The following is a 26809-nucleotide window of genomic DNA, read 5'->3' on the forward strand; positions in this document are numbered from 1 at the left end:
GTTACTCTCCATATCCGTAATAGGATCCAAACCGTCTTCCGGTCGGCGAAAATTTCGTGCCGTTCAGAAGCAGCTGGATATGCTCACATCCGCCCATCAAACTCAGCGCATCGCGCAGGGCAGTTTCAGTTGTCTCGTCTGCTTTGACCACCATCAGAACCTGACCGACATGCGTCGCCAGAACCGATGCCGGCGATGCCGACAAAGCCGGGGGTGAATCAAAGATAACGATGCGATTGGGGTTATGCTGGGTCAGCCGGTTGAGCACCTGCTCGGTCCGCGAAGACGCCAGATATTCTGTATCGGCATTGGTCTGATCGCCGGCGGGCAAGATGGCCAGACCGGGAATATCGGTATGAATGATGCAGTTTTCGACCGGCAGTTGCGGATCCGCCAGCGCATCCATCAGGCCTTTGCTGCCTTCCAGTCCGAGGCTGGACAATATGCTCGGTTTGGCAAAATCGGCATCGACCAAGAGGACTTCATTATCCTTCTCTGCCGCTATCGAAAGCGCAAGGTTCAGGGCGCAAAATGTCTTGCCTTCGTTCGGGTGGGCCGAACAAATCAGGATCCTTTCGCCATGACGAACCGGCTGGGCTTTCTGACTGCCTTTTGCAGCCAACAGCAATTGGCGCTTGATGATCCGGAATTCTTCCGAAATGCCGGTAACCGGTCCGTCGGGAACGATGAAACCGGCTTCCCTCAGCTTGTCCCGATCGACGATGACACGTGGCCCGTCATATGGAGCCATCGGCTTTTGCGCTGCCGGAGCAATCTGCTGCCGGGGAGATTCAGGCGCAAAAACTTCAGGAGAAGTACCACGCTGTTCGACGGTCTTCATTGCCGGGATATAATCATAGATTTCGCCTGCTCTTTCGAGCAGCGAAGCTGACTTTTTGGGAGGACTATATTTGTTCATCATTATTCCCTCAGGCCACCATGCCGCGCTGGATGAATTCCACGATCATCAACATTCCAAAAACCGCGAACAGCGCGCCACTGGTGCCGTAAAACATACGCAGATTTTTTCCGCGTATTGCCCGCTGCGCATTGGTCAAAACCTGTGAAACAGAGCCGATAACCGGTAGCCCACTGGCTTTTTCCAGCTTTGCTGCGGTCGGATAGCTGGTTTGCAAATGGCCCATCGCGAATGCCGCACCGACACCACCACCAATGCCGACGAACAGCACCAGCGCCAGCAGCAACGGCCGGTTGGGCGCTGCCGGGGACCGCGGACTGGACGGCGGATCGATCACACGGAATTTCAGCGAGTCGGTTTCCGATTCTACCTGACCGCGCAATTTGATCTGCTCCCGGTCGGTGAGCAGTTTGTTATATTGTTCCTTCAGAACATCATGGTCGCGATTGATCCGCGACATTTCTGCAGCGATCCCCGGCTCCAGCGTCTGCTTGGACGACAGCTGCGCCATGTCCGCCTGGAGTGCATTTTTCCGTGCCTGCAATGCGGCAACGCTCGCCTGACGCTCCGCCCGCATGCTTTGCAGCGAACTATAGGCCGGATTGGGTGTGCGATAGCCGCCTCCGCCAGCGGGTTCCTTGGCTGCCTGAATACGAAGTGCGGCAATTTCGCTTTTCATCGAGATGACATCGGGATGGCTGTCGGTCCAGCCGCGCGCACGGGCCGAAGCCAGTGTCGACTGCGCCTGAGCCAATTGGGCACCGGCTCCGCCGCCACCGGCTCCCGGTGTAGCGATCGACGAAGGTGTTCCGGATAGCTGACCGTTCAGGGCGGCAAGCGAAGCCGAGGCCTGGCTAAGCTGCGAATCGATCTGGCCCAGTTCAGCGCGAGCGGCTTCCATACGTTGGCTGATGGAACCGATCCCGGGCAATAATCCCAGATTTTCCGTCTCGAACTGGACGCGCTTCTGCTCCGCCTCTTGCAGCTCTTTTTCCCTCTGGGCGAGCTGGGCGTCGAGAAACTTGATTGTCTGACTGGTTTCATCGCGGTCACCGGACAGATTTTCCTCGACAAAAATGTCGATCATTTTCTGAACGATATCGCGGGCCAGAACCGCATTTTCAGCGTCAGAAAAATTGCTCGCCGAAGACGTCGCAATAATCTCGAACAAATTGTCTTTTTCCGATTTGATCTGGATGCTCTTGCGCAGCATTTCTACCTTGCCAGCCAACTCCCGATCGCTGGCGACCGACTGGTTCAAAGCCGTTGCGCGAACGACTTTTTCCAGATTGATGGTCGAAGCCAGAGTCTCCTGCACACGCTCCATATTCTTTTTGCGCTCGCGCGAATCGACGCCGACCTTGTCGGACAATATCGACTGCATCTCGACCGAGATACGAGCCTTCGATTCATAGCTATTGGGTATCAGGGCGACAACGAGCCAGCCCACAAGGCAAATGCCCCAGGCAACAGCCAGCGCTAACCAGCGCCGGTTCCAGACGCTGTGTAACGCGATTAGAAATTCATCATAAAGACCGTTCATGAGTATTATTCAATTCCTGTCAGATAGGGCCAAAAACAGATCAAAACATGCTTTCCGGAATGATGATCACATCACCGGGTCGCAGCATTACATTGGCGCGCGTCTCACCCTTCTTCAGCAAGTCGTCGATGCGCAGCGCATATTCCTTCTGTTTGCCGGTACCGCGATCGAACCGGATCAGCCGGGCGCGATTGCCCGAGGCAAATTCGGAGAGGCCGCCAACCGAGATCATCGCATCCAGCAATGTCATATTGGCACGATATGGGATCGACGCTGGTTTCTCGGTCGCGCCAACGACCCGGATCTGCTGGGAGAATGTGCCGGAGAAATTGTTGACGATAACCGACACCAGCGGTTCGTTGATATATTGCGACAGCTGCAGCTTTAGATCTTGTGCCAGCATTGCCGGCGTCTTGCCGACGGCGGGCATATCGGTGATCAGCGGCGTGGTGATCCGTCCATCCGGCCGGACCTGAACCTTCGCACCGAGTTCGGGATTGCGCCATACGAAAATTGTCAGTTCGTCGAGCGGCCCGATCACATATTCTTCGCCAGGACCTTCCTGCATGGAAACAAAAGATGCCGGCGGCAGCTGCGGACCACTGGAACTGCCGGAACAACCGGCGACAGCAAGTGACGCCATTCCGGCACCGATCATCAATTTTGCCAAATGTTTGTTTTTCATAGCAGAACGCATTTTATTCACCTCGTAAAAATCCTGTGGCGACGACCGATTTCCATTGGAAAACGGACCAATCACGCAAGGTCACAAGATGGCTATGCTAGAAAATAGTGAATATAGCGTTAGGAATAGCTGAATTTCAGATTAACAAGTCTGGCGTTTTGACTGCAGCCGAGGGCCTTGAAACTATTCGACTAAAAGCTCTTTCGCCGGTCCCTGACCGAGGAAATTTGCCGGGCTTGCGGTAGCGCCATAAGCACCAGCGCAGAAGATCGCGACGACGTCACCAACACTCGACTCGGGCATCGCGGCATTGTCGCTCAAACGGTCAAGCGGCGTACAGAGGCAACCAACAATGGAAACCGTCTCGGTCGGTTCTTCGTCATATCTGGTGGCAATGGCCGCCGGATAGTTGCGCCTTACCACCGTGCCGAAATTGCCGCTTGCCGCGAGCTGGTGATGCAAACCCCCATCGGTGACCAGAAATGTCTGCCCCTGACTTTCCTTGCGATCAACGATCCGGGTCAAATAGACACCGGCTTCGCCGACCAGATAGCGACCAAGCTCGATGGCAAATTGCGTGGAGGCAAGGATGTCGGGCAATCGCTTGAGTTGTTCCGACAGGGCATCTCCGATTTTTGCAATATCCACCGGCTCATCGCCCGGAAAATAGGGAATACCGATTCCGCCACCAAGATTGACATGATCCGGTGCTTGGCCAATCATCGTCGCCAGCCGGGCTGCAAGCTCAAGCGTCTGTGCCTGTGTCTCGATAATCGCATCGGCGCTGAGCGCTTGCGAACCGGCGAAAATATGAAAACCACGCCAATCTGCGCCAGCATCCAATATCCGCTTCACCGTGGGCGCGACCAGTTCGATATCCATCCCGAACGGTTTGGCGCCGCCGCCCATTTTCATGCCCGATCCCTTGAGATCGAAATCCGGGTTCACGCGAATGGCAAGATGTGGCGTTTTGCCGAGACTGACGCCAATCTGCAGCGCCCGATCACATTCACTCGGTGATTCGATATTGATCGTAACGCCGGCCTGTATCGCCTGTTCGAGTTCCTCGTCCCGTTTGCCGGGGCCAGCAAAACTGATATGTTCCGCGGCGGCTCCCGCTTCCAATGCCATCTGCAATTCCCCGCCGGACGCGATATCAATCCCGTCGGCCAGACCCACCATATGCCGGAGCAATGGCTGAAAGGGATTGGCTTTCATCGCATAATGGAGATCCAGAGCCTTGGGCATAGCCGCTCGCAATTGCGCCATCCGGGCATCGAGCCGGCTTTTCGAATAGACAAATAATGGCGAACCGTTTTCCGCAACCAGCACACTGGCTTTCTGTCCACCAAGGGCCAGTTCGCCGTCAATTGCATGATATCCGGGAGGGATCGGCCCTGTCGCCTTGGTCTTGATCATTCTATATCCATGCTGGCCAATGCGTTGCGGTCCAGCTTGCCATTGGGGTTTTTGGGAAATTCGGAAAGCAGGACAATATCTCTCGGGTGCATAAAATTCGGTAAATTCTGCTTTAAATATTTTGCCAGCTGCTCGGTGACCGCGGCAGAATCCGATTCCCGCTCAGCCGGTCTGGCAAATATCCGGATCGCCTGACCAAGCCGTTCATCCGGTACGCCCAGGGCAACCGCTTCCACGATAATTCCCGATTCGACGGCGATTTCTTCAATCTCGGTCGGGCTAATCCGGTTGCCCGAACTTTTGATCATCGCATCATCCCGGCTGACAAAATAAAGCAGGCCGTCATCACCGCGCTTCGCCGTATCGCCGGAAAAAACCGCTATCCCGCCATAGCCTGATGCGTCCGGTGCGCTTTTGAACCGTTCCGCCGTCCGCTCGGGATCATTCCAGTAACCCTGCGCCACCAGTGGTCCGCAATGCACCAGTTCGCCTGCTTCGTCGGGTTCGGCAACCTCCCCCGCTTCGTTTACCACCAGTATTTCGGCAAAGGGAATCGCGGTCCCCATGCTGGTCGGGTTATCGTCGATCAGCGCGGGATCAAGATAGGTCGACCGGAAGGCCTCGGTAAGACCGTACATCGCGTAAATATCGGTCCCGGCTCCGAATATCGACCGCAACTGCTTGACCAGACTGGGGGTCAGTGCGCCGCCGCTATTGGTCAGCCGCCGCATTGACGTCACGGCGTCGTCGGGCCATTCATGCTCGACCAATTGCACCCAGAGCGGTGGTACAGCGGCCAATGTCGTGATCTTTTCGCGCGCGCATGCCTTCATGACGTCACGCGGAGTCAGATAGTCGAGCGGCACAGCGCATCCGCCTGCGGCCCAGGTTGAGAACAACTGGTTCTGGCCATAGTCAAAGCTCAGCGGCAACACGCAAATCGTCCGGTCATCGTTAGACAGCTTCAAATATTCAGCGACACTGAGCGCGCCGAGCGTCAGATTTGCATGGTTGAGCATGACCCCCTTGGGACGGCCCGTCGAACCGCTGGTATAGAGGATCGCGACCAGATCATCGGTGTCGGTCGTGGCCGGACTGGGCGCCATTGGCGTCTCAATCGCTTCCAGAGCGGTAGAAACAGTCTTGTCCTCGAACAAGGCGCACTTGCTATTGATATTGCTGTCTTCGAGCATTTTCAGCCGTCCGGCATTGCTGATCAACAATCTGGCGCCACTGTCTGCGACAATATGCGCAACCTGAGCCTGTTTCAGCACGGGATTGACGGGCACATAGACCAGACCTGCCCGCGCCGCAGCGAGCGGCATGATACAGGCCAGTTCGGTCTTCGCCAGCCATGACGCCACCCGGTCCCCCTGGACCATATTCTGCGCCAGCAGCCATGCCGCCAGCAAACCGACACGATGATTTAACATCTTGTAGCTAAGAGTCCCCGAACGCATCGCGAGAGCGTTCGCATCCGGATCCTTGCCTATGGCCAGATGGTCCAGCGGGAATGCGGCGGTTTCGGGATCTAAATTCAATTGCGTTGACCTATGGGAAAAAGAGTAGATTTGTGACAGATACGACCTTAGCCATGACCAGCGAATATCATAGTAATTTTCAGTCCGTGCAAGCCATCGCCGGAGAAAAACTGGGCCGTTCGGTCCAGAAGTCCCTGTTCGACCGGATCGAATGGTTGAGACAGCTGCATGAACTGTGCCTGCCGGACAAGTCCCCGTTGATCTTTCATAGCAAGGAGGGCGATGCGGAAGCATGGATGTTCCTGATGAAAACCGGGCTTGGTCGCCACGCCGCTTTGGCTAATTGGTATAATTTCACCTTCCGCCCGATTTTCCTCGGAGATTATGACGAAGTGACCAGGCTGGCACTGCTCGCAAAACTCGCAAAAAAACTTAAATCAACCTCGCATCATATTGAAATTACACCGGTTCCTGACGAGGATTCTGCAGCGAGTCTGAGCGAACGTGCGTTCGAGCAAGCTGGCTGGATCGTTTTCCGCACCAAGGCAGACGACAATCATATCCTTAACGTCAAAGGCCGTACCTTCGACCAATATTGGGCCGATCGCCCCGGCCAGTTGCGCAGCACTGTTCGCCGCAAGGCCAAGAAAAACCTTGTATCCGTCAGGATTGAAAAGGAATTCTCCGACGAAGACTGGAATGATTATGTCTCGGTCTACGAGCGAAGCTGGAAACCCGAAGAGGGCAATCCCGATTTTCTGAAAAAACTGGCGAAACATGAAGCGGCCGCTGGCTGCATGCGGCTTGGTCTGGCCTATATCGATGGCGAACCGGTGGCCGCGCAATTCTGGACCGTCGAAAATGGCGAAGCTTTGATCCACAAGCTGGCGCATATCGAGGATGCGACAAAATCCTCTCCGGGAACCTTGCTCTCTGTCGCCATGTTCCAGCATGTGATCGATATCGACCATGTCGCGCTGATCGACTTTGGCACCGGCAATGATCCCTATAAGCGCGAGTGGATGGAAGAGGTCCGCGATCGCTACCGGCTGGAATTCTACTGGCCAAACAACCCGTTGTCATGGTTCCCTATCTTGCGCCATTACGCCTCGGGCCTTGCCGGAAAGCGCGCTTCGCTTTAGGGGAGGCGCCGTTATCCGGATTCGGGGGTTTTTGAATGCAGAATGAGGTCGAGTTAACGCCAGAAGCCGCCGTGCGTGCGGTGATGCGGGATATTCTGGGGCTGAGCGAAGAGCAAGTCGCAGAATTCACAGCGGAAACCGAGCTTTTCGGCGCTCTTCCCGAATTGGACAGCATGGCTGTTGCGGGATTGCTCACCGAGCTCGAAGATCGTCTCGATATCATGATCGAGGATGATGAAGTCGACGGCGAATTGTTCGAAACCTTCGGCAATCTGGTCGCTTTTGCCGAGATGAAAGTCACAGAGTGACGCTTATCCCCGCATTCGTCTCCTACGAATTTGCGGATCGCAAAGAATTTTGTTTGTCCATCGCGGCCCAATCCTCACGCCGGGTGATGCTCGTCCCTCCCCTGTTTGACGAGATGAACCGTATGCGCAAGATGCTGGTCGACGTCATGCGGTCGCTTGAAACACTTGGCGTAGGCAGCTTCCTTCCCGACCTTCCTGGCACCAATGAAAGCCTGGTCCCGCTGGAGCAGGTCACGCTGGTCGATTGGCAGAAGGCGATCAAGGCCTGCGCAGAGCAGCACCAAATCTCTCATTTCGCATCGTTCCGTGGCGGCGCCTTGACGGCAGCCATGATGGACACCGCCGATCACTGGATTTTCACCCCGGTCAAAGGCGCGACAATCTTGCGGACGATGCTGCGCACCAAGGTCGCTGCTGACCGGGAAGCGGGATTAAACACAAGCCTTACCGAACTGGCCACTCGTGCCGAGGCAGAACCTCTCGAACTGGCCGGCAATGTCATCGGCTCGGACCTGTTCGGACAACTGACTGCTGCCGAGATACCGGACCTGAAACATCAGCGGATCGTGCGCCTCGAATCCGACGGCAAGCCTGCCGACGGTCACACCACCGGATCAGCCTTGTGGCTCCGCGCCGAACCGGATGACGATCCGATAATGTCCTCTGCCATCGCTCGCGATATCGCGGACTGGATCGGCCAATGACGCGGAGTTTTCACCGGATCGCCTGTGAAGGCGAGACTCTCGCGGCCAGTCTCGATAGCGGCACCGAAGCGACCGGGTTGCTGATCGTCAGCGGCGGCAATGAAATCCGCGCCGGCGCCCATGGCGGCATGGCGCAACTGGCCGGGCGGGTTTCCGAACAGGGCTTTCCTGTTCTGCGTTACGACCGGAGAGGAATAGGCGAGAGCAGTGGCGAAAACCGTGAATTTCTGGGCAGCGCGGATGAAATAGCGGCAGCAACCCAGTTTCTCCGGCAGAAACAGCCTCGGGTCAACAAGATCATCGGCTTCGGCAATTGTGATGCTGCGACGGCACTGGCATTCTTTGGCCCGGCTGCAGGAATTGACGGCTATCTGCTTGCCAATCCCTGGGTGATTGAAGCAAGCGGTGAACCGGATAGCGAAAAACCCCTGCCGTCATCCGCAGCGATCCGTTCACGCTACTGGGACCGGATCAAAAATCCGCGCACGATTTTCGATCTGCTGTCGGGGAAGATAGACTTCAGAAAACTTCTGAAGGGACTGAAGCAGGCCTCTAGGGTAGAGGAGAATAGCGCAATTTCCATCCAGTTGCGTGACGCCCTGCCCCGCCTTGACGGCAACAGCCAGATATTGCTGGCAAAACGCGACACCACGGCACGCGCATTTCTCGCCGCCTGGAACAGTCCCGACTTCGCGACTTTGCGGGCCAGCACCAGCATCACTCTCGAAACGCTCGATAGCGCATCGCACAGCTTTGCTGATGAACCCGCCCGAGACTGGCTCACCGACAAACTCATGGAAGCGCTGCGTCAGGCCTGATTATTCGGCCGCGATCAGTTCAAATTCCTGTTCTGCCAGAAAACGCTCGGCATCGAGCGCCGCCATGCAGCCGGTTCCGGCTGCGGTTACGGCCTGACGATAGACATGGTCCATGACGTCACCGCAGGCGAACAGGCCCGGAATCTTGGTTTTCGGCGTACCCGGCAAGACCTGAATATAGCCGCCATCTACCAGATCGAGATGGTCCTTGAAAATCTCCGTCGCCGGCGCATGGCCGATGGCAACGAACGCACCATCAAGAGCCAGGTGGCTTTTTTCACCATTTTGCGTGTCGACCAGATCCAGTCCGACAAGCCCGACGGGCTCACCACCCCCGACGAAGCGTTCGACATTTGTATTCCAGAGCACCGAAATCTTGGGATTGGCAAACAACCGGTCCTGCAAGATCTTCTCCGCCCGCAGACTGTCACGACGATGGATCAGGGTCACATCATCGCTGTGGTTGGTCATGTAGAGCGCTTCTTCGACTGCGGTATTGCCGCCGCCAATCACCGCGACCTTCTTGCCGCGATAGAAAAATCCGTCGCAGGTCGCGCAAGCCGAAACGCCCTTGCCTGACAATTCTTCTTCGCCCGGCAGGCCGAGCCATTTGGCCTGAGCGCCGGTTGCGATCACCAATGTATCGCCTTCATAAATATCACCGCCATCGCCGGTCATCCGGAACGGGCGCTTGGAAAAATCGACATCGACAATCGTGTCAAAGATGAATCGCGTGCCGACTTTTTCAGCCTGCGCCTGCATTTCTTCCATCAGCCAGGGCCCCTGGATGACATCACGAAATCCGGGGTAGTTTTCGACGTCGGTGGTGATGGTCAGCTGGCCGCCCGGTTGCAGACCCTGAACCACGATCGGCTCAAGTCCGGCACGGGCACCGTAAATGGCTGCCGACAGTCCGGCCGGTCCCGAGCCCAGGATGAGCATTTTCGTGCGATGTGTTTCGGCCATATTCGATTCCCGCTGATGATGATTCTGTCCATTGCAAATAGAGATGCCCGGTGCCGCTAGGCAAGACCTATTGCCCCTCGGCTAAGCGAAGAAATATTTTGGGCCTTTAAAGCGTCAATAGTCCGTCTGGACTTGAGTGCGACTTTAAGGGACGCCTCTGCCCATTAGTGAACCTCCAGGAGTGAAGCGCCATGACGTTACGTCATGACGGCTCAGAATCCTCCGCAGCAGGATTTTGAGCAATGGCATCCCGACCCAGCTGCCGACTGTAGAGCCAGCCAATGCCGATCAGGCTGAAGCCCAAGGCAACAAAGGAACCGATCCGCGTCAATCCCTCAAGACCGGACGCATCGAAGAAAAATACCTTACAGACCGCGAGCAATATCAGCACCAGCGAAGCAATCCGCCAATCACGCTGTTCGCTACGGATGCCCCATAGCAGGAAGCCGATGGCCAGTCCGATAGCGAGGATTGACCGCAAGATATCTTCGGCGTCGAAAACGCCCGGTGCCACCAGCAACGATCCATGGAAAAACTGTCGCAAGCTAGCCCAGGCGAACAACAGGATCAGGATCATCTTGATCGCTTGCACAGGTCTCTCGCCAAGCAGTTTCTGATCCGGGTTAATGGACCGGAGCAATATGATCCCGCCAATTGCCATAGCGAATGCCGGAACAAGCAAATTGACAATCGGCATGCTGCCTACCGCCTGCGCGGCCCAAAGCGGATTGTGGAGGAGCAGAGTGAACCATGCATTATGCAGGCTGCCTGCCAGAACCAGCGCCGTAGCGCCTCTCTGCAGAAGTTGGTCCTGACCAAACCGGCTCTGGACAAATCGATAGATCAGCCAACCGGCGGCGATTAACAATGCTTCCCAGATCAAACGCTGCAACAGTCCCCATTCAACAAAGTCAGTGCCAAAGATATTTGCAAAACCGATCCGGTAGAGACTGTGGATACTGATCAAACTCATGACCGCAGCGATTGCCGCAGCGCCATCGCGAACGGGAGATGGCAAGCGTTCGCGCAAAAACCCGAGCTGGAACCCGAGGAGCAGAGCGGGCAGCAGCAATTGTTTCGCTATCATCATTGTTGTCAGCGACGGGTCGACGATCGTCATTGGCTGTCCGACCAAAGCCGGCAAAGCATTTGGCAACCAGAGCCAGATTGGCACCATTGCCCAGCCGATAACGAACAAGGCCAACACGCCCGCAGCCGGTGCCAATTCTGGCCAGGAGAGCCGCCGCGTCCAGATCGCGAGACCGGTCATTGCGACTGGAGCGAGTAGTGGTAACAGCGATACCGGCAATATCTGCGAAATCGCGCCATAAGCCATCAATGTTGCCGCAATTTGTGCCGCTATGCGGAGCAGCCCAAATTGCGAGCGCATGGCGAACAGGACGCCAAGCGCGGCGAGAGAAGCCCAGCGCAGTGCGGCAATGACCGCTCCGGATTCAGCCGTCCCGCCGAATAATCTTGTCCATTCGTTAATCGGGCCGTCGCCGGTGATCATGAGTAATGGGATCGTTGCCAAAGCGAAAACAGCCGCGATCTTTTCTGCGACCGGTTCTTTCTGCTTCAGTCCGGCAAATAGCATCGCCACAGCGATTAGCGCGAGGCCGATCGGCAATGCCCAACCAGGAAGAATCTGAGCAAGCGTGAAATAGGCGAATATCCCAGTCGCAGAAAACCCCAGATGGCGAAGATTTACGATCGACGCGCGCATTGCAAAAACGAGAAACAATGCCGTCAGACCAGTCCAGCGCAACCCGGCGTGAATGTCGATCGCGGCTCCATTCCCCGACACCAGCCGGACAAGTTCGATGCCGTCACCCTGCATGGTGATCAGTGCCAACGGGAAAGTCGCTGCGGCGAATATCGCGGACACGGGTTCCAGCCGGTGGTCGCTGGCTCGTTCTCCAAAGAGCAAAAGACCTGCTGCAACGGCTGCCAGACCAAGCGGCCACAACCATGACGGCATCGCGAAACAGAGAGCCCCCACCAGCAATATTCCGCTTGTCGCGGTCAGCCACATGAATCGGGTGTCGCCGTCCCGGCCTTCCGATTTCCAACCGGTCGCCACAGCCACCGCCGGAATCAGACTGGCAGCGAAGGTCAGGACGGCAAACAGTAGGTCGCGGCTGCCATCAAACAGATAGAAATGGATCATTGATAGGGCCGGGATAGCCACCGCAAGGCCGCTCAGTTCAAGAGCATCCTGCACCCGTGACGGTATTCTCCACATTTTCCACAGCAACGGCCCGGCGTGTATCACAGCCAGAGACCCGCCAATCAGCGTGAACCAGAAAGCGCTGGCATCGCCCCAGATTGCAAGCAACATGACAGAGGTGCCCAGACTGATCGTGGGAACGATTTCAAAGCCCTTTTCCCGCCAGCTGAGCCATTGGCCCGCCGCCGCGAGCAAGGCAAAAAGCCCCCAGTGCAGAGGCTCGAATCCGCCGAAAGCGACCAGCATAGCGAGTTGCGCGGCACCTACGATGGCCGCTGCGCTGCGCATCAGGGCAGCACGCGGGCCGCGCATCACCAACAGTGGCAATCCGATCGCCAGCAATATCACAAAGCCGCCAACCGAAAGCGAGCCGATAACATCAAGCGCGTTGGACGCCAGTATCATCCATAAGCTCCAGCCGGCCCCACCGACGAGCGCGGCAAGTCCGAGCATCGGCCAGCGCTGCATCCGGGACACCCCCGCCATGCCGGCGATCGTCAGCCCCAGATAGACCGCGAGCAACGATACGTTTGAATCGAGCCCGCCGATCATCGCCGGGGCGGCAAGGCCGCCAGCGAGGCCCAAAAGCGCTGTTGGCGGGCCAAAGCGTATCGAGAGTCCGAGCGCCGCAGCGGTGATCGCTGCAAAGGCTATGAATGCCGTCAGCGGGCTGATCAATTGATAGAAATTGCTGGCCATCAAAACCGCTGCATAGAGCGTTGCGATACCCGCACCAGAAAGCGCCTGCGCGACGCGAGGATCCTGAACACGAGCCTCGTATCGCCGCGCCGCTTCCGCTCCGGCAATCAATCCGCTGCCAAAAAGCAGGCCACAAATTATCTGCACGGTTGGCGTGAAAACACGGCCGAAGATACCCGCATCAATCGCATATTTGACGATCAATACGCCCGCGATGGCTAAAGTGATTCCGCCAGCCCATATAGGCAAGCGTCGACCGAACAGATCTTCGAAACTGAAGGATATCCCCCTGGATTTTGGCGGCGCTTCTTCCTGAGAAAATTCCTCCTCTCTACTTTCGACAGCCAGAGGTTCTCCAACCTGCTCAACCGCATCTTCCGTCGCAGAGTTTTCCGGTTGTTCCGCCACCATCTTGTCCGCGATCGTCGGGGCATAGTTAGCGGGGGTATCGCCAGTGACATTATCGGACCGAACCATTTCTGATTGCGTAAGGGGACCGTCAGCAACTCTGGCTACGCTAGCGATGCGTTTTGCACGCTGAAACTCGGTTTGCTGCTCCGGCAAAGCCGCTGACATTTCAGCGTCTGGATTCTCGATGAGATCATTATCGACCAACGCTTTTTCTTCAAACGCCGCGCTTTTTGACATTGTGGAGGGACCCGCTTCTCCGGCTTCAACTGCCTGAGATTCAGGCCGTGGTGAGAGGCTGTCCGCAAGCTTCGCCGCTGCGTTGCTTGCCATATCTCCCAAGCGGTCTTCCAGCAGCTCGGTTTGACGCTCAAGCCTCCTGATTTTTCCGGCCATCGACCAAATAAGCGCGAAAGCCACAATAAAACCGAAAAATGTCATCATGTTTGAGCCGCCCCCAAAGGCCCCATTACATCGAAAATATGAATATCAAACCAAATTTCTTTGGCGATCCGGAATGGTCGACAACGCCACTTCGCTGGAAATCAGTCCGGCGTCGCGAGTTTCATCAGCTCCAGTCCGGCGCGAGATAGCTGTCATGCCCTCAAATCGAGCCTTGCTCGATCCCGCCAATCGATTGCCAGACATTTTGCCCGGTTTCAATGTCATCGCGGGTATAAGGACTTCACCGGACTCCGTTTTTACGGTCTCGGGAATAGGCGGGGCCTTCTGGTAAATTTCTGCGCCGAGCAATAGCAATATGCCGAACATGAAAACCATTCCCACGGTCAGGATTATCCACAACCGCTTGATGCTAAACGTCTCTTTATATGTTTCCATGATTCCGCCGCCCCCTGCGTCAGAAAAATCTATAGCTTCCGCTGACAGCGCCAAACGAGATGACGTAGCAGGGGCTTAACAACATGCGCTGCATCCCCACCGGACACGGCGAATCTGCCATGCGGCAACCCAAGCGGAGCGGCGTGATGAGAAAACATCCTCCCGAATATTGTCCGGCGGACAGCATAACATTACATAACCGGCAACGCCCGCGGAATAAGACAAGCCCCTGACACGTGGATAAACAATCCATTGTGAAAACAGAGGATAGAGCTTGTTAAACAAGCGAACGTTGGCGCACCTAACCCACTCGCCGAAATCGCTTCATCCGGTTATTGAACGCACGACAGCTTCCTCAGAATTTCCACGCAACACCGAATTGAAACTGGCGCGGCGGCCCCGCATTGCGCTGTACAAATTCCGTGCCGCCGCCAAATTGCACCTGATTGGAAACCGTTGCGGCATTTGCAAAGCCGGATTCATTATTGGTATTGAGCAGGTTAAAGATATCTGCGCTCAACTCTATATTCCCCGAAAAGGCAGGAATGGCATAGCGCACGCCGAGATCGACCGAAGCCGACCACGGCAATCGTGCGGAATTGCGATTTTCGCCGGGGTAACGATCAGAATTGCCAACGAAACTCTCGCCGAAGGACTGGCCGTCTCCGTTCAGATCTTGCGTACCGAATATACTGGCGTCGGGAACAAGATTGACCGGTTGACCAGACTGAAACAGGCCGGCGAGTGTCAATGTCAGGCCGTCGAAGGGATATAGGAAGCCGACAGCGGAAATCACATGCCGACGATCATTCGCCGATGGTCCATTGTCGGCTGAAAAATTATTGGCGTCCGACGCGCGGAAATTGATGTCATCCGTGTCATTGGTCAGCTTTGAAAGCGTATAGGACATACGAAATGCATAATCGCCATCCCCACGAACCTTGTTTATTTGCAAATTCAACGCCCGATACGTCGAATTTCCGCCAGTCTCCGAAACGGTAACCTGACGCGATCCGCCCGGAACCAAAGCAACGGGACGCGTCGCGTCCGCCTCTTCCTGTGAGCGCACCAGGCCCAGTGATTGCGCGACTAATTGCCGTGCTGCATTGTCCGGCTGCGCGCGCAACAGGGCTATATTTGCGGCAGTCAAATTCGTCAGATCGGGTGTAAATGGTTCCGCTGCATTGAGATCACGAATGCGGACAAGGTTGCGAGACCGGCTGTAAATCACGTCCGCGCTCAGGCTGATCGTATTGGTGGCCTGATATTGATAGCCGCCGCTCAATTGGAGACTGTAGGGACTATTATAGCCTTCAGGATTAAAAATGCGCACCTCATTAAGCGATGCACTATCGCGCAATCCTGCCACATCATTTGGCGCGGGACAGGCGCTGACCCTGTCGCAATCAGGCGAGACCGTCAGGTTACCATCGAAGGTGAGGCCTTCCAAATTTATCTGAGAACCTATTATTCCCTGCTGCTGCAGTTGATCCAGTTGATCGAGAAATGTCGGAGATTCTGTGTTGCGTTGCAGCGCATCTGAAATGATTCCATAGTTCAGTTTGCCATAAAATAATCCGGCGCCAAGTCGAAACGATGAACGCGCGTCCGGGCGATAATTGAGCGCCAGACGCGGCGCAAAATTATTCTTATCTCCGCCGGTTCCGCCCTTGCTGGTCAGAGAATCATAATCCCAGCGCAAACCGAGCGTGGCCGTCAGTTGCGAATTAATCTGCCATTCGTCCTCCACGTAAAATGCCAGCTGGGTCTGACCGGTTCCAAAAGATTGCGGTCGCAATTCGACATTATAGTCGATCACTCTAGGGTCGAGCGAAACGACATCGGACGCTGACAGGGTCAAGCCTGCGCCGGTGGCATTCAGACTGGCGATTTGCAGGGGCGTCAGTTCCACCGTGAAATTGCCGTCCGGATTGCCGCCTCCGAGAAGACTGAAATCCGAGCGGATCAGATCCGCGCCAAAGCTCAGGCGATGGTCGCCAGCGCGATATTGCAGGCGGTGGGTGGTTTGCCATGTTTTTTCGAGATCATCGAAAACAAAACCCGGATGACCAACAATGCCAACAGCCAGCCCGCTCTCATCGCGAATAGTAACCTGCGGTCCCGCTGGACCAGTCGGTTGACCATAGTCCCAGCGGAACCGACTGAACTGGATCGCGCCATCATAGTTCCACTCGTCCCCGGTGTAACGGATCGAACCCGCAATAACGGTTGAAAAGCGGTCCTGACTGGATCCCGCAGACGGAAAGGTAACATTGCCCCCGCCGAGAGCTCCGCCGGGCCGGGCGATGGTGACGCGTCCAACATTCGCTCGCAGCGTTCCCGTCCAGTCGTCACTCAACTGGTGATCGAGGCGGACCGAACCCAGCAGAAATTCGTTATTGCCGGTGACGTTTTCTACAGTCCCCAATATGGGAGCATCAACGATCTGCTGGTTGCGATCGCGGGTATATTCAAAATTTGCGTAAAAGAACGTCTGGTCCTCGACAATCGGACCGCCGATGCTCGCACCCGCCTGATAGCGTTCGAAGCTTTCGCCAACCGGATTGCCTGACAGATCCCGGCGCGGAAACGCGGAAGCGGCGTCAATCGGTCTGCCGGGGCGTATCAGAGCATAAATCTCTCCGTGATAATCATTGGTTCCGGACGGAGAAGTATAGTTGACAATGCCATTGGCTGTGCGACCGAAAGCAACGGAATAGCTATTGGCGAGCACGGTGACTTCGCGCGTAAAACCAAGTGGTACGGGAAATTTTGGTCCCCCGAGAAAATTTTCATTATTGTCGAGGCCGTCGATAAGATAGTTGGTATCAAGACCGTTGGAACCATTGATCGATATCGACGGCGATTCAGGGAAAAATCCGGTCGAAGGAACGACATTCGGCAAACGGATCAATGATCCGATTACATCGCGCCCTTCAATCGGCAATGCTTGCAGCTCCTTGTCGGACAGAGATGCCGAGATCTCCGCGTTGACCGTATTGATCGACGTAACGGCACGGCGAGCGATTACAGTAATGACATCGCCGCCGAAAGGCGTGAGCTGCACGGTGACCGAGCGGGCAAAGTTGGAACGCAAGGTTACGGGTTCCGCTATGACGGCTTCAAATTCCCCATTGCCGTCGAATGAGACTTGCCACGTCCCACCGGTGCTCAGCGATTCCAGTCGTATCAAACCCTGGCTGTCGGTCCTTTCGATTTGGCGCAGGCCGATTGCCGGGTTCTCAACCGTGATATCTGTATCTGCGACAGCCTCTCCTGTGTCCGCGCGGACAACGGCTATCTGCAGTCCAGCTTGTTGGGCCAAGGCGGCAGTCGGAGCTAGAAATACCGAAGAGACAAATGCGATTCCACCAAAATAGCGAGGTAACATGCAAAAAATTTCCGATGACTTCTTAAAAATTGAAGATGGAAAATCCTCCCACCTGATTACTGGTTTGTCGTCAGCGGCATCACTTCAATCTACGCAAATGGCATAATCTTCTTGGCCTGTGGCCCTATCGTGAACGCGATTTATTGGTGAACCAGCAATATGCTGCCGGAAAATCCACCTTTCGATAAGCTGAAAACCAAAACGGCAATGATAGAGAGTTCGTAAGATATGCCCGGTCGGTTACAGCGCAGCGACCGATTGCATATACGCCAGCTATCATCGAGCTAAGGCCCGGCGCATGGTGCTGGATCAACTCCAATATGAATTCGACTGACAGAAAGAGCGGCTAACGCATAATCCATTATGCTCCGCCGATATCGGTTCGACAATTTGCGGCTTTCCAATTTCCGCAAATTAGAGATATTTGCTTCAATCAAGTGCTGTGTCATAAATCGCATCGACAATCTGTGAACATGTAATTTATCGAGCGCCATCCAAAGAACAGGATGTCGAATTTATACATAAAGCATAATGATTTCATATAACTATTGGACATCACAAGCGACTTTTCCCTTCGTCATATCCCGAATGACCATGCAATATTCCACAGGTCACGCCGATATACATTCCCACTAATTTCAGGCCACTGTGATCAAAAGCATCATGGATCGCGCCCAAAGCAATATTATTGCCATTCAATGCAGTAGGAATGGAGAAATGATATGCTTCGTAAATTTACAAATATCACAATTGGTTTGGCACTTATGATGTTGCCCGCCACTGCCATCGGCCAGGAAAGAACCAACAAGAAGACACTGGGGTCTGGCAGTGACGTCTGGCGCGTTGAACTTCGCAATCTGGAACGCTTTCTTGCCATGTCCTCCGGTGACAGCGACGGCGTGAGTGAAGTCAGTTATATCAAAATAATATTGAAGGGCCCCGACAGCCAATATGCGACTGTCAAAGAGGTGAACCCGTTCATCAGCATCAATAACGGTCCACGGTCCCGGGATAATTCCATTGACGTGCGGGTTGGCGACCGTGTCTTTCTGGAGCGGCTTGAGCCCGGAACGTCGGACACATATGATATGTGGATCCATGTGAAGGAACGTCCCCAGGGTGACCTGGGCGATCCTCTCCTCAATTTTGAAATTAGCGTCGCGACCCGCGAACTGGATTGCTCGTTTGATCGTGTCTGCAACCGCGGGAGCACCGGCTTAATCACATATCATGTGAGTTTGCCCCGCCCCACCGCCAGATATAACACGTGCAACGCGCAAAATACTTACCAGATTTCTGCCGTAAACGGTGCGACTATGCAGCTACAGCCGCGCAACGCGCGCGCAGGCCGCGGTGTTGTCAATGTCCGTCATACAACGAGCGGCGGCCATACGACCAGCTTCGGCGCGAAAGGCGAAGAATCCGGTGTCGAATTGGCCATGCAAAGCGGACAAATATGTATTGCTTCAACCAGTCGGTAATCGCGCGCGCGAACCTGAATTTATGAGGAAATAATCATGGCAAAAGTCATCAAGCTTTTAACTGGATTTGGATTTCTGACAGCGGCCACGCTATTGGCAACACTCCCCGCCAACGCGCAGGAAAGAAAAACCCTCGGTTCCGGTCCGGATGTATATCGTGTGGAGATACGGAATATGGACCGCTTTAAAGTCCTCGAAACCGGCGACAATGATGGTGTCGGCGAGCTGCACGAAATGTCGGTGAGATTAGCATCCTATCATCCGGATTCCAGGGATCAATATGACGCTTTCCGTCAGCGGAGTCCGCTGCTGTACAATTCGCGCACCGGCAAATCCGGCGGGTTCGGCAATCTGGAGATCAAGGTTGGCGACCACGTCAGGCTGGGCGGGCACCGCCCGCCGCGCGATGCGACAGAGCTTTGGATACATGCCTATTCCAATCCTGATGACCCGGAATATAACCGCACGGGAAACAATAATGGACTTGTTACACTGGAAGTCTCCGCAACAGAACTGGATTGTGCCGGCCAACGCGTGTGCCGGCGCAACAGCAAGGGAACCACGACCATATCCTTTCGGATCCCCGATTTTGCGGAACGACCATCCAATCGCTGCGGCCCGGCTAACACTTTCCGGTTGGAACCGCTGGATGACGAGGTCCAGATTAGCGGATTAAGCAACGCGCGTGTTCGCAGCAGGGCCAATCGTCGCCCCGTAAACGATCCCTTTTTCCTGCTTTTACGGCACAAGAAAGGCGGCCCGCGATTGATGCCATTCAATCTGGACATTTGCATCGCCAGCACTGTCAAACCGGCTCCTCGATAGCCCCGGACAATTGCCAGTGATGTTACGGGCGCGAACCGCGGCCTACTTGACTGGACGAATGATATACTGATTAATATTTATAATATTGGAGAATAGTGATGAAAAAATATCTGATAATCCCCGCACTGGTTTTGATCTCCGCATGTAGCGGCGGAGAATCCAGCGACAGTTCAAGTCAGGCAGTTGAAACCGATACGATGCCGTCGTCCGGCAGTGCGGCCGCCGTCCCGGAGGCAGCAATTGCCCAGCCCAGGCTGGCATTTGATATACCGATCATGGATGGTGCCCGCTATATCAGCGGCAGTCCCGAATTTTCCAAACCCTCGAAAAGGCACGGCGGCGAAGCGATCGCGACTATTGCCTACAAGGGCACTCCGCTCGATATCGTCAACTTCTATGAACGCGCACTGGCCGAAGACGGATTCACACCGACACTCGGCCAACATAATGATGAAGCCATCGCTACGGTGACGGGCGTACGCGAAAATGGCGAAAAAATCATGATAAGCACCTCAAGAGGTGGTTCAAAGGCAAGAGATGGTGAGAGTACGGCGGCGATCATCGCAACAAAGCCGCTTTGACCTTTAATTTCCACTGTTGCTCGGCGCGGGAAACCTGCGCCGGGCATCTCACGCCACTGAAGTCATGCCGATCTGCTGTTACCAAAATGTTGGTAGCGGAGGAGGGACTCGAACCCCCGACACATGGATTATGATTCCACTGCTCTAACCACCTGAGCTACTCCGCCATCGGGTCCGGGCGATTGTTTTAATCGCCATGAAACTCTCTCTGGACGGCGGCGCTATAGTCACAGCGTTCGGTGCGGTCAACAAGCTGAAGCGAGAAATACGCTAAAACTTGCACGGCCGATACAATCCGCGCTAACAGCGCCCTCCAAGCCGACAAGTGGCATCAAGGGGCAGGTATGAAAGCATTTTACGACATTTTGATTGTGGGCGCTGGTCACGCAGGCGCGCAAGCGGCCATTGCGTTGCGCCAGCAGAAGTTTGAAGGCTCCATCGGTCTGGTCGGAAACGAGAAATATCCGCCCTACGAACGCCCTCCCCTGTCCAAGGAATATCTCGCCGGAGAAAAGCCGTTCGAGCGGATATTGTTGCGACCCGAGAGTTTCTGGGGCGAGCGCGATATCGATCTGCTGACCGGTCGCCGGGTATCGAAACTCGATCCGGTCGCAAAAACGGTCATGCTGACCTCCGATGACGAGATAGGCTACGGCAAGCTGATCTGGGCAACCGGCGGATCTCCGCGCATGCTCGATTGTCCGGGAAGCCAGGCGCGCAATATTCACGCCGTCCGGTCCCGCGCCGACGTCGACAAGATCATGGCAGCATTGCCGACCGTCGACAAAGTGGTTGTCGTCGGCGGCGGCTATATCGGACTGGAAGCAGCCGCTGTGCTCACGAAACTGGGCAAGCATGTGACGATCGTCGAATCGCTTGATCGAGTCTTGTCGCGCGTTGCCGGCGAACCGCTGTCGCGATTCTATGAAGCCGAGCATCGCCGTCAGGGTGTGACTATAGAATTGGAAGCAACCGTCGCCGGATTCGAAACCGGTGAAGACGGAATCGCAACTGCCGTGACGCTCGCCGACGGACGCGTGCTCGAGGCCGATATGTTCGTGGTCGGCATCGGCATTATCCCCGAAACCGGTCCACTGGTCGCGGCCGGTGCAGCAACCGGAAATGGCGTCGACGTTGATTCCCATTGCCGGACCAGTCTCGACGATATTTACGCGATCGGCGATTGCGCGGCGCATAGCAATAGCTATGCCGACGGCGCTATGATCAGACTGGAATCGGTGCAGAATGCCAATGATCAGGCGAAAGTGGCTGCGCTCGATATACTCGGCGAGGAAGCCGAATATGACAGCGTGCCTTGGTTCTGGTCGAATCAATATGATCTGCGGTTGCAAACCGTCGGCCTCTCGACCGGCCATGACAGCCATGTCGTCCGCGGCGATCCCGATTCGCGCAGTTTTTCGGTAATCTATTATCGTGACGGCAAGGTCGTGGCGCTGGATTGCGTCAATGCCACCAAAGATTATGTGCAGGGCCGCAAAGCCGTCGTCGAAGGCTTGAATCTGGACAAGGACGAGCTCGCCAATACGGAGATTCCGATCAAGGAAGTCGGAGTCTACTAGCGCCCCCGAAAGGACCAGGCACCGATGTCCTGCCACAGGCCATCGACATAATAATGCAGACCGATCCCGCGGATCGCGAAGGGCCGCGGTTCGAATTCCTCGGATAGCTGTTCGAAGAGAAATTGCGCTTCCCCGGGGTTCACCTTGTTCTGGACGGTGATATGCAGCCGGGGTGTCTGCTGGTCCTGCGCCACCAGCAGTCCGGCAAAGCGTTCGGCCAGCTCCATCCGCAGATCAAGCAGTTCGGGCGCGTGCAGCCGATAGGCGACGCCATTGCCAAGATGGATCAAACGGGACAGCGTCGCTTCCGGCTTCGGCATGATAGTGGTCAGCGTGACGACAGCGGATTTGATTTCATCCAGTGCTTGCGGCGGCAGATGGTGGAACAAGGTGATATGGGCACCGATCCTGTTCCTGTCCGGGGGATAATGGCGTTGCCGCAGCCTGTCCGCCCAGGCAAAATCCTGCTTGCCCATAAGCGCCGTCATGATGATGGGTTTGTTGCGGCGCTCCATATCGTCAATCTATCGCACATAAAAAAACCGCGAGCAATTTCTTGCTCGCGGTTTCCTTCGGGGGATGGAATCGGGCTTAAGCCGCTTTCTTTGCTGCTTCATTGGCATCGAGCCATTCCAGCAACTTCTCGGGAGTCGATTCGACATAGGGATCATTGTCGACACCATCATCGTTGATACCCGGCTCTTCGAACCAGGCGCTGACGACTCCGTCGTCGGCAATCATCGAATAGCGCCAGCTGCGATCACCAAAACCGAGATGGTTTTTCTTGATCAGCATGCCCATGCGCCGGGTAAAGTCACCCGATCCGTCGGGAAGCAGTTTTACCTTTTCCAGACCGAGGGACTTGCCCCACTGGTACATCACGAACGCATCATTGACCGAAATACAATAAACTTCGTCGACGCCGCGCGCCTTGAACTCGTCATAGAGGCGTTCGAAAGCGGGGCACTGCTCGTTCGAACAGGTCGGGGTAAAGGCTCCGGGCAAGGAGAATACCGCGATGCGCTTGCCAGCGAACAGGTCCGTCGTGTTCACGTCCTGCCAGCGAAAGGGATTTTCGCCGTCGACCGATTCGTCGCGAACGCGGGTTTTCAGGGTAACTTGGGGGATATTTCTACCGATCATTATTGACTCCGTTTGTTTGAATGACCGTTCAATAGCACTCAAATATATATCGACTAAATTGATTTAATCTTCCTGACTGATTTACATAATCAATCACGGAACGGTTTCGCTTGAAACTCCTCGAAGGGAATATCAACATGGCGAGTAATTTTCGGAGATGGGGACAGGATATGACTGAAACGACAAAAGCACCGCTTTGGTTCTGGATCATCGGCGTGTTGGCCCTTCTCTGGAACATGATGGGCCTTGCCGCCTATTTTCAGCAGTTCATGATGAGCCCGGAGGCGTTCGCATCCCTCCGCCCGGAACAGCAGAACCTGCTGCTCGACCAACCGGTCTGGCTGACCTCCGCATTTGCCGTCGCCGTGTTCGCTGGCTTTGTCGGCTCCATCTTGCTGCTTGCGCGCAAACGTCTGGCGGTAAGAATGTTCCTGCTATCGATGATCGCCGTATTCATCCAGTTTGGCGGCCTGTTCCTGCTCCTGGGATATGCTAACGTGCTGACCGGCGGCGAATGGATAATGCCGATCCTGATCCCGGTTTTTGCAGCCGGACTTTACCTCTACGCGCGCAAGACCGAAAAAGACGGCATGCTGGCCTAGGTCTTGATCTCGCTAGGCTGAGGTGCTGAAGGGCGTGAAATCGGTATCTTCATCGTAGATATCGATACCCTCGCGCCGTTTGAGCCAGCCTACCACCAGATAGGTCACCGGCGTCAGCACCGCCTCCCACAGCACTTTCAGCGCCCAGTTTGTCACCATCACGGTGAACACCACCGACGGCTCCCAAAGCCCCCAGAATGCCAGCGGATAGAAGATCAGGCTATCGACGCCCTGCCCCACCACCGTTGAACCGATCGTGCGGCTCCACAAGGCCTTGCCCTGCGTCCAGACCTTCATCCGCGCCATCACATAGCTGTTCATGAATTCACCCGCCCAGAAGGCGACGATTGACGCGGCAACGATGCGCGGGACCTGTCCGAAGACGCTCTCGTAAGCTGCCTGCCCTTCCCAGCCCTCTGCCGGCGGCAGCGAAACCACCACCCAGCTCATGAAGGCCATGAACAGCAGCGCGGCAAAACCGGCCCAGATCACCCGCCTCGCCCGCGCATAGCCATAGACCTCGGTCAGCACATCGCCGATTACATAGCCAAGCGGAAAGAATAATATTCCCGCGCCATATATCCACTGCTCGCCGTTGATCATGATGAAAGTCGGCTTGGCCGCGCCGATGACATTGGACAGCAGCAAAACCGTAACAAAGGCCGCCATGACAAAATCATAATAGCGGAACCGGTTGCCGGCCTGGCTGGAAGCGGAGGTGCGCTGGATCGGACTATTGCTCATGAACTGTTCTTAACCCACATCCGCGACAATTCAACATTTATGGCGGTGGATGCACAACACGGTTTGCAGCCGGTCAAAAGACCGCTAAAGCCCATCGAAATGACGCGCCCGTAGCTCATCTGGATAGAGCGCGAGACTTCTAATCTTGAGGCAGCAGGTTCGAGTCCTGCCGGGCGCACCATTTTCCCATTTCTTGAGACCGCCATTCTTACGCAGGCAACGCGATCACAATGGCAGCTAATAAGGCAGCTTAACCTGTTCGCGTGTCAAACGAGCGATCAGAAAGCTGCCATCCCAATATTGATGCAGTTTAATCTGGGTCAAATATAGCGCTACAACGATATGCTAGCTAAATTTGTCTTTCCCACGCGGAACTTTCCGGCGAGCCACGCAACCGTTTACTTTTAGCAGGAGCTTGGGAAGTTCTGCTTGCAGAACCGGAGTGAGCGAAGGATCGCAAGTCGCCACGATCGTGTTCGATGATACTGACGCCAGGCGGCTGATGTCGCTTGTCTCGGTAACGCTCCGCCCGTTTTCGCGGGCGACCATGGCGTGGAAACGCAGTTCGGGCGCATAATGGGGATCGATGGAAATACCGGTTCCGGTGTCCACCAGCAATATTGGTGCGCGCTCGGCAGCCAGGGCATCGAGGAGGACGCCGTAGCGTGCTCCCGGATAATCCAGTCGAGGGTCGATCAAATTCAGGCGCATTTGCACGGACTGGGCCATAGCGATTACGAGCAATATCACGGGAGCGATGCGCACGATTGAGGCGCGGCGAGAAGACAGGGCGCCGGCGGCTGTAAGCGCCTTCAAGTGGGTCAGGCAAGCATGGACAGCGAGCGCTGCGGCTATGGCAAGAAACGGATATGCCGGAAGATAATAATGTTGCAGCTTCGTGGCACTGATCGATACGATAACAAGCAGCCCGAACGCGATGCAGAGCGCATAGATTAACGCGAATCGCGTTCTGCCGCGAGCAATCGTCAGCGCGAATGGTGCAAGTAAAACTGCAGTGCCAAGGCTGAACAGACCGTTGACAAAAGTAACTTGTAGATAAGCCCAGGGAGGTCCCGAATGATTGCCCAACACTTCGCTGAAGCGACCGGCAACGTCATTATAGATCGTCGCGCCCAGATATCCCGGTGTCGCATATTCGCGCAGCGCCAGAAATAGAATGAGCGGCGCCAGCGCGAGCAGCCCGGCAACGAAATAATAAGGCGTCGTAAATGGCCTACGCCAGCGCCCTGTTATCAAGATGTAGAGAAAAACGCCCGCAGCCGGCGCGCCGCCGGCTACGCTCTTGGTCATCAAGGCCGCTGCGCCAAACACGGCCGCAAGCAATATCCAGCGAATTGGCGGGGGTTGCCGGTGCAGCGCAAAAAACAACAGCATCAGGTAGCCGGTGGTTAAGAAGCAGAGCAATGCGTCATAGTCACCCGTCCGCGCGCCATGTTCTCCAAAAAACCCGCCACTGATCGCAAGCGCCAGCCCGCCAAATGTCGCGATCCCGACCGATCGCGTTATTCGGCGCAGAAAGAGCATGACGAGCAGGACTGTTCCAAGCGAGCTGATCAGCGATGGTAACCGAAGCGCAAATTCTGTTGGGCCGAATAGCGCCATGCTGCCCGTCATCAGCCAGATGAGCAGCGGCGGTTTGGTATTCCAGAGATCGGGATCAAAATTATAGGTCGTAACGAGACTAAGCCCGGTTTGCCGCATCTCCATAGCGTTGACTATGATCCGGCCCTCATCCCAGATAACCACCGGAATCGTTTTTCCGGTAAATAGAAGCAGAATGGCAAAGGTCGCGATTACGGCCAATATAAAGACCAGATTTCTGTGGACCAGCACGGACGTGCTACTCCGCAACAAAATCAAGTCGGCTCTGCGGCGCTGAAAGAATGATTGCGGATCCAGCGCAAAACCATGTCCGTTGCCAAAGACGACGTAACGCGACAACAGATAGAATAGCGCCGAATAGACTACCAGTCCCGATAGATGGGCAAGAGGCTGATCTATATAGCCGGCGGCACGGAAGGATGCCAGGACGAGTAAGTTCGCCAAATAGGCGACAGCGAATGCGCCGCTGAATAGCATCAATTCACTCAGTGAGCGTGAACTGTGGACAGAGAATGTCCAATAGCGGTTCAAGCTATAGGATATTATCAGACCAAGGCCGTAGCCAAGAGCGTTGGCCGCATAGTCATTCAAGCCCGCGGATAGCGCCGCCAGAATGATGGCAAACCCAACGGCTGTGTTTAACAGTCCCACCAAACCAAATTTAACAATGGTCATCG

Annotated in this window: 22 protein-coding genes and 2 tRNA genes; 10 read left to right on the plus strand and 14 right to left on the minus strand. The window is 55.4% G+C overall.

Translation table 11 applies throughout. The annotated features are described in order from the left end of the window. Nucleotide 1: 1 nt before the first annotated feature. From AAC060_RS15100 to AAC060_RS15120, 5 genes are all read right to left on the minus strand, one after another. Nucleotides 2-919: an AAA family ATPase gene (locus AAC060_RS15100; RefSeq protein ID WP_339827756.1), complete on the minus strand. Its 918-nt coding sequence runs from the start codon at nucleotides 917-919 to the stop codon at nucleotides 2-4. A 10-nt stretch (nucleotides 920-929) separates the two neighbouring features. Continuing rightward, nucleotides 930-2462, minus strand: a complete 1533-nt coding sequence (locus tag AAC060_RS15105; RefSeq protein ID WP_339827759.1) for an XrtA system polysaccharide chain length determinant — start codon at nucleotides 2460-2462, stop codon at nucleotides 930-932. A gap of 40 nt (nucleotides 2463-2502) precedes the next feature. Next, nucleotides 2503-3147: an XrtA/PEP-CTERM system exopolysaccharide export protein gene (locus AAC060_RS15110; protein ID WP_339827761.1), complete on the minus strand. Its 645-nt coding sequence runs from the start codon at nucleotides 3145-3147 to the stop codon at nucleotides 2503-2505. 183 nt (nucleotides 3148-3330) lie between these two features. Continuing rightward, nucleotides 3331-4566 carry a pyridoxal-dependent decarboxylase, exosortase A system-associated gene (locus AAC060_RS15115; RefSeq protein WP_339827763.1) on the minus strand — a complete coding sequence of 412 codons (1236 nt, stop codon included), beginning with the start codon at nucleotides 4564-4566 and terminating at the stop codon, nucleotides 3331-3333. Continuing rightward, on the minus strand, nucleotides 4563-6107 hold the full coding sequence (locus AAC060_RS15120) for an acyl-CoA ligase (AMP-forming), exosortase A system-associated (protein WP_339827765.1): 1545 nt from the start codon (nucleotides 6105-6107) through the stop codon (nucleotides 4563-4565). The genes AAC060_RS15115 and AAC060_RS15120 overlap by 4 nt, the downstream gene beginning before the upstream one ends. A 32-nt stretch (nucleotides 6108-6139) precedes the next feature. Between AAC060_RS15120 and AAC060_RS15125 the strand changes: the two genes are divergently transcribed. From AAC060_RS15125 to AAC060_RS15140, 4 genes are read left to right on the plus strand one after another with little or no spacing between them, the layout of a single operon-like run. Beyond that, nucleotides 6140-7189 (plus strand): GNAT family N-acetyltransferase, encoded by a 1050-nt coding sequence (locus tag AAC060_RS15125; RefSeq protein ID WP_339827768.1) that lies wholly within the window; start codon nucleotides 6140-6142, stop codon nucleotides 7187-7189. A 35-nt stretch (nucleotides 7190-7224) separates the two neighbouring features. Next, nucleotides 7225-7497 carry a phosphopantetheine-binding protein gene (locus tag AAC060_RS15130; protein WP_339690311.1) on the plus strand — a complete coding sequence of 91 codons (273 nt, stop codon included), beginning with the start codon at nucleotides 7225-7227 and terminating at the stop codon, nucleotides 7495-7497. A gap of 53 nt (nucleotides 7498-7550) precedes the next feature. Continuing rightward, nucleotides 7551-8201, plus strand: coding sequence for a hypothetical protein (locus AAC060_RS15135; protein WP_339827770.1), 651 nt, complete (start codon nucleotides 7551-7553; stop codon nucleotides 8199-8201). Continuing rightward, the gene (locus AAC060_RS15140) at nucleotides 8198-9019 is read left to right on the plus strand and encodes a hydrolase 1, exosortase A system-associated (protein WP_339827772.1); all 822 of its coding nucleotides are present in this window, start codon (nucleotides 8198-8200) and stop codon (nucleotides 9017-9019) included. Before AAC060_RS15135 ends, AAC060_RS15140 begins: the two co-directional genes overlap by 4 nt. On the opposite strand, the gene trxB is transcribed toward AAC060_RS15140, so the two are convergent. From trxB to AAC060_RS15160, 4 genes are all read right to left on the minus strand, one after another. Further along, on the minus strand, nucleotides 9020-9985 hold the full coding sequence (gene trxB, locus AAC060_RS15145) for a thioredoxin-disulfide reductase (RefSeq protein WP_339827775.1): 966 nt from the start codon (nucleotides 9983-9985) through the stop codon (nucleotides 9020-9022). It abuts the gene before it with no gap. 202 nt (nucleotides 9986-10187) lie between these two features. Beyond that, nucleotides 10188-13766 carry a DUF2339 domain-containing protein gene (locus AAC060_RS15150; RefSeq protein ID WP_339827777.1) on the minus strand — a complete coding sequence of 1193 codons (3579 nt, stop codon included), beginning with the start codon at nucleotides 13764-13766 and terminating at the stop codon, nucleotides 10188-10190. Between the two features lie 45 nt (nucleotides 13767-13811). Next, nucleotides 13812-14162 carry a hypothetical protein gene (locus tag AAC060_RS15155; RefSeq protein WP_339827778.1) on the minus strand — a complete coding sequence of 117 codons (351 nt, stop codon included), beginning with the start codon at nucleotides 14160-14162 and terminating at the stop codon, nucleotides 13812-13814. A gap of 355 nt (nucleotides 14163-14517) precedes the next feature. Next, nucleotides 14518-17553: a TonB-dependent receptor gene (locus tag AAC060_RS15160; RefSeq protein WP_339827780.1), complete on the minus strand. Its 3036-nt coding sequence runs from the start codon at nucleotides 17551-17553 to the stop codon at nucleotides 14518-14520. A 722-nt stretch (nucleotides 17554-18275) separates the two neighbouring features. Here AAC060_RS15160 and AAC060_RS15165 point away from each other — a divergent pair. The 3 genes from AAC060_RS15165 (at nucleotide 18276) to AAC060_RS15175 (ending at nucleotide 20440) form a co-directional block, all read left to right on the plus strand. Continuing rightward, nucleotides 18276-19034, plus strand: a complete 759-nt coding sequence (locus tag AAC060_RS15165; RefSeq protein WP_339827782.1) for a hypothetical protein — start codon at nucleotides 18276-18278, stop codon at nucleotides 19032-19034. A gap of 36 nt (nucleotides 19035-19070) precedes the next feature. Beyond that, nucleotides 19071-19859 (plus strand): hypothetical protein, encoded by a 789-nt coding sequence (locus AAC060_RS15170; protein WP_339827784.1) that lies wholly within the window; start codon nucleotides 19071-19073, stop codon nucleotides 19857-19859. A gap of 98 nt (nucleotides 19860-19957) precedes the next feature. Further along, nucleotides 19958-20440, plus strand: a complete 483-nt coding sequence (locus AAC060_RS15175; protein ID WP_339827786.1) for a hypothetical protein — start codon at nucleotides 19958-19960, stop codon at nucleotides 20438-20440. 90 nt (nucleotides 20441-20530) lie between these two features. Here the strand turns inward: AAC060_RS15175 and AAC060_RS15180 are convergent. Further along, nucleotides 20531-20607, minus strand: a tRNA-Met gene (locus tag AAC060_RS15180). Between the two features lie 177 nt (nucleotides 20608-20784). Between AAC060_RS15180 and AAC060_RS15185 the strand changes: the two genes are divergently transcribed. Continuing rightward, nucleotides 20785-22020 carry an FAD-dependent oxidoreductase gene (locus tag AAC060_RS15185; protein WP_339827789.1) on the plus strand — a complete coding sequence of 412 codons (1236 nt, stop codon included), beginning with the start codon at nucleotides 20785-20787 and terminating at the stop codon, nucleotides 22018-22020. Here the strand turns inward: AAC060_RS15185 and AAC060_RS15190 are convergent. Both AAC060_RS15190 and AAC060_RS15195 read right to left on the minus strand, forming a co-directional pair. Beyond that, a complete protein-coding gene (locus tag AAC060_RS15190) occupies nucleotides 22017-22535 on the minus strand; it encodes a 2'-5' RNA ligase family protein (RefSeq protein WP_339827792.1) in 519 nt (172 codons plus the stop codon). The two genes, AAC060_RS15185 and AAC060_RS15190, sit on opposite strands and share 4 nt — an antisense overlap. A 76-nt stretch (nucleotides 22536-22611) precedes the next feature. After that, nucleotides 22612-23163 carry a peroxiredoxin gene (locus AAC060_RS15195; protein WP_339827794.1) on the minus strand — a complete coding sequence of 184 codons (552 nt, stop codon included), beginning with the start codon at nucleotides 23161-23163 and terminating at the stop codon, nucleotides 22612-22614. A gap of 170 nt (nucleotides 23164-23333) precedes the next feature. On the opposite strand from AAC060_RS15195, the gene AAC060_RS15200 reads away from it, so the two are divergent. Continuing rightward, on the plus strand, nucleotides 23334-23765 hold the full coding sequence (locus AAC060_RS15200; RefSeq protein WP_339827797.1) for a sugar transporter: 432 nt from the start codon (nucleotides 23334-23336) through the stop codon (nucleotides 23763-23765). A gap of 12 nt (nucleotides 23766-23777) precedes the next feature. Here the strand turns inward: AAC060_RS15200 and AAC060_RS15205 are convergent, their stop codons facing one another. Next, entirely contained in the window at nucleotides 23778-24509 is a 732-nt protein-coding gene (locus AAC060_RS15205; protein WP_339827800.1) for a queuosine precursor transporter, read from the minus strand. A 104-nt stretch (nucleotides 24510-24613) separates the two neighbouring features. Here AAC060_RS15205 and AAC060_RS15210 point away from each other — a divergent pair. After that, nucleotides 24614-24690: transfer RNA gene (locus AAC060_RS15210), tRNA-Arg, on the plus strand. Nucleotides 24691-24854: 164 nt separating this feature from the next. Here AAC060_RS15210 and AAC060_RS15215 read toward each other — a convergent pair. Beyond that, nucleotides 24855-26807, minus strand: coding sequence for a GtrA family protein (locus tag AAC060_RS15215; RefSeq protein WP_339827802.1), 1953 nt, complete (start codon nucleotides 26805-26807; stop codon nucleotides 24855-24857). Nucleotides 26808-26809: the final 2 nt, after the last annotated feature.

Origin of the sequence: uncultured Parasphingorhabdus sp. (assembly GCF_963975555.1) — a bacterium.
Lineage (GTDB): Bacteria > Pseudomonadota > Alphaproteobacteria > Sphingomonadales > Sphingomonadaceae > Parasphingorhabdus.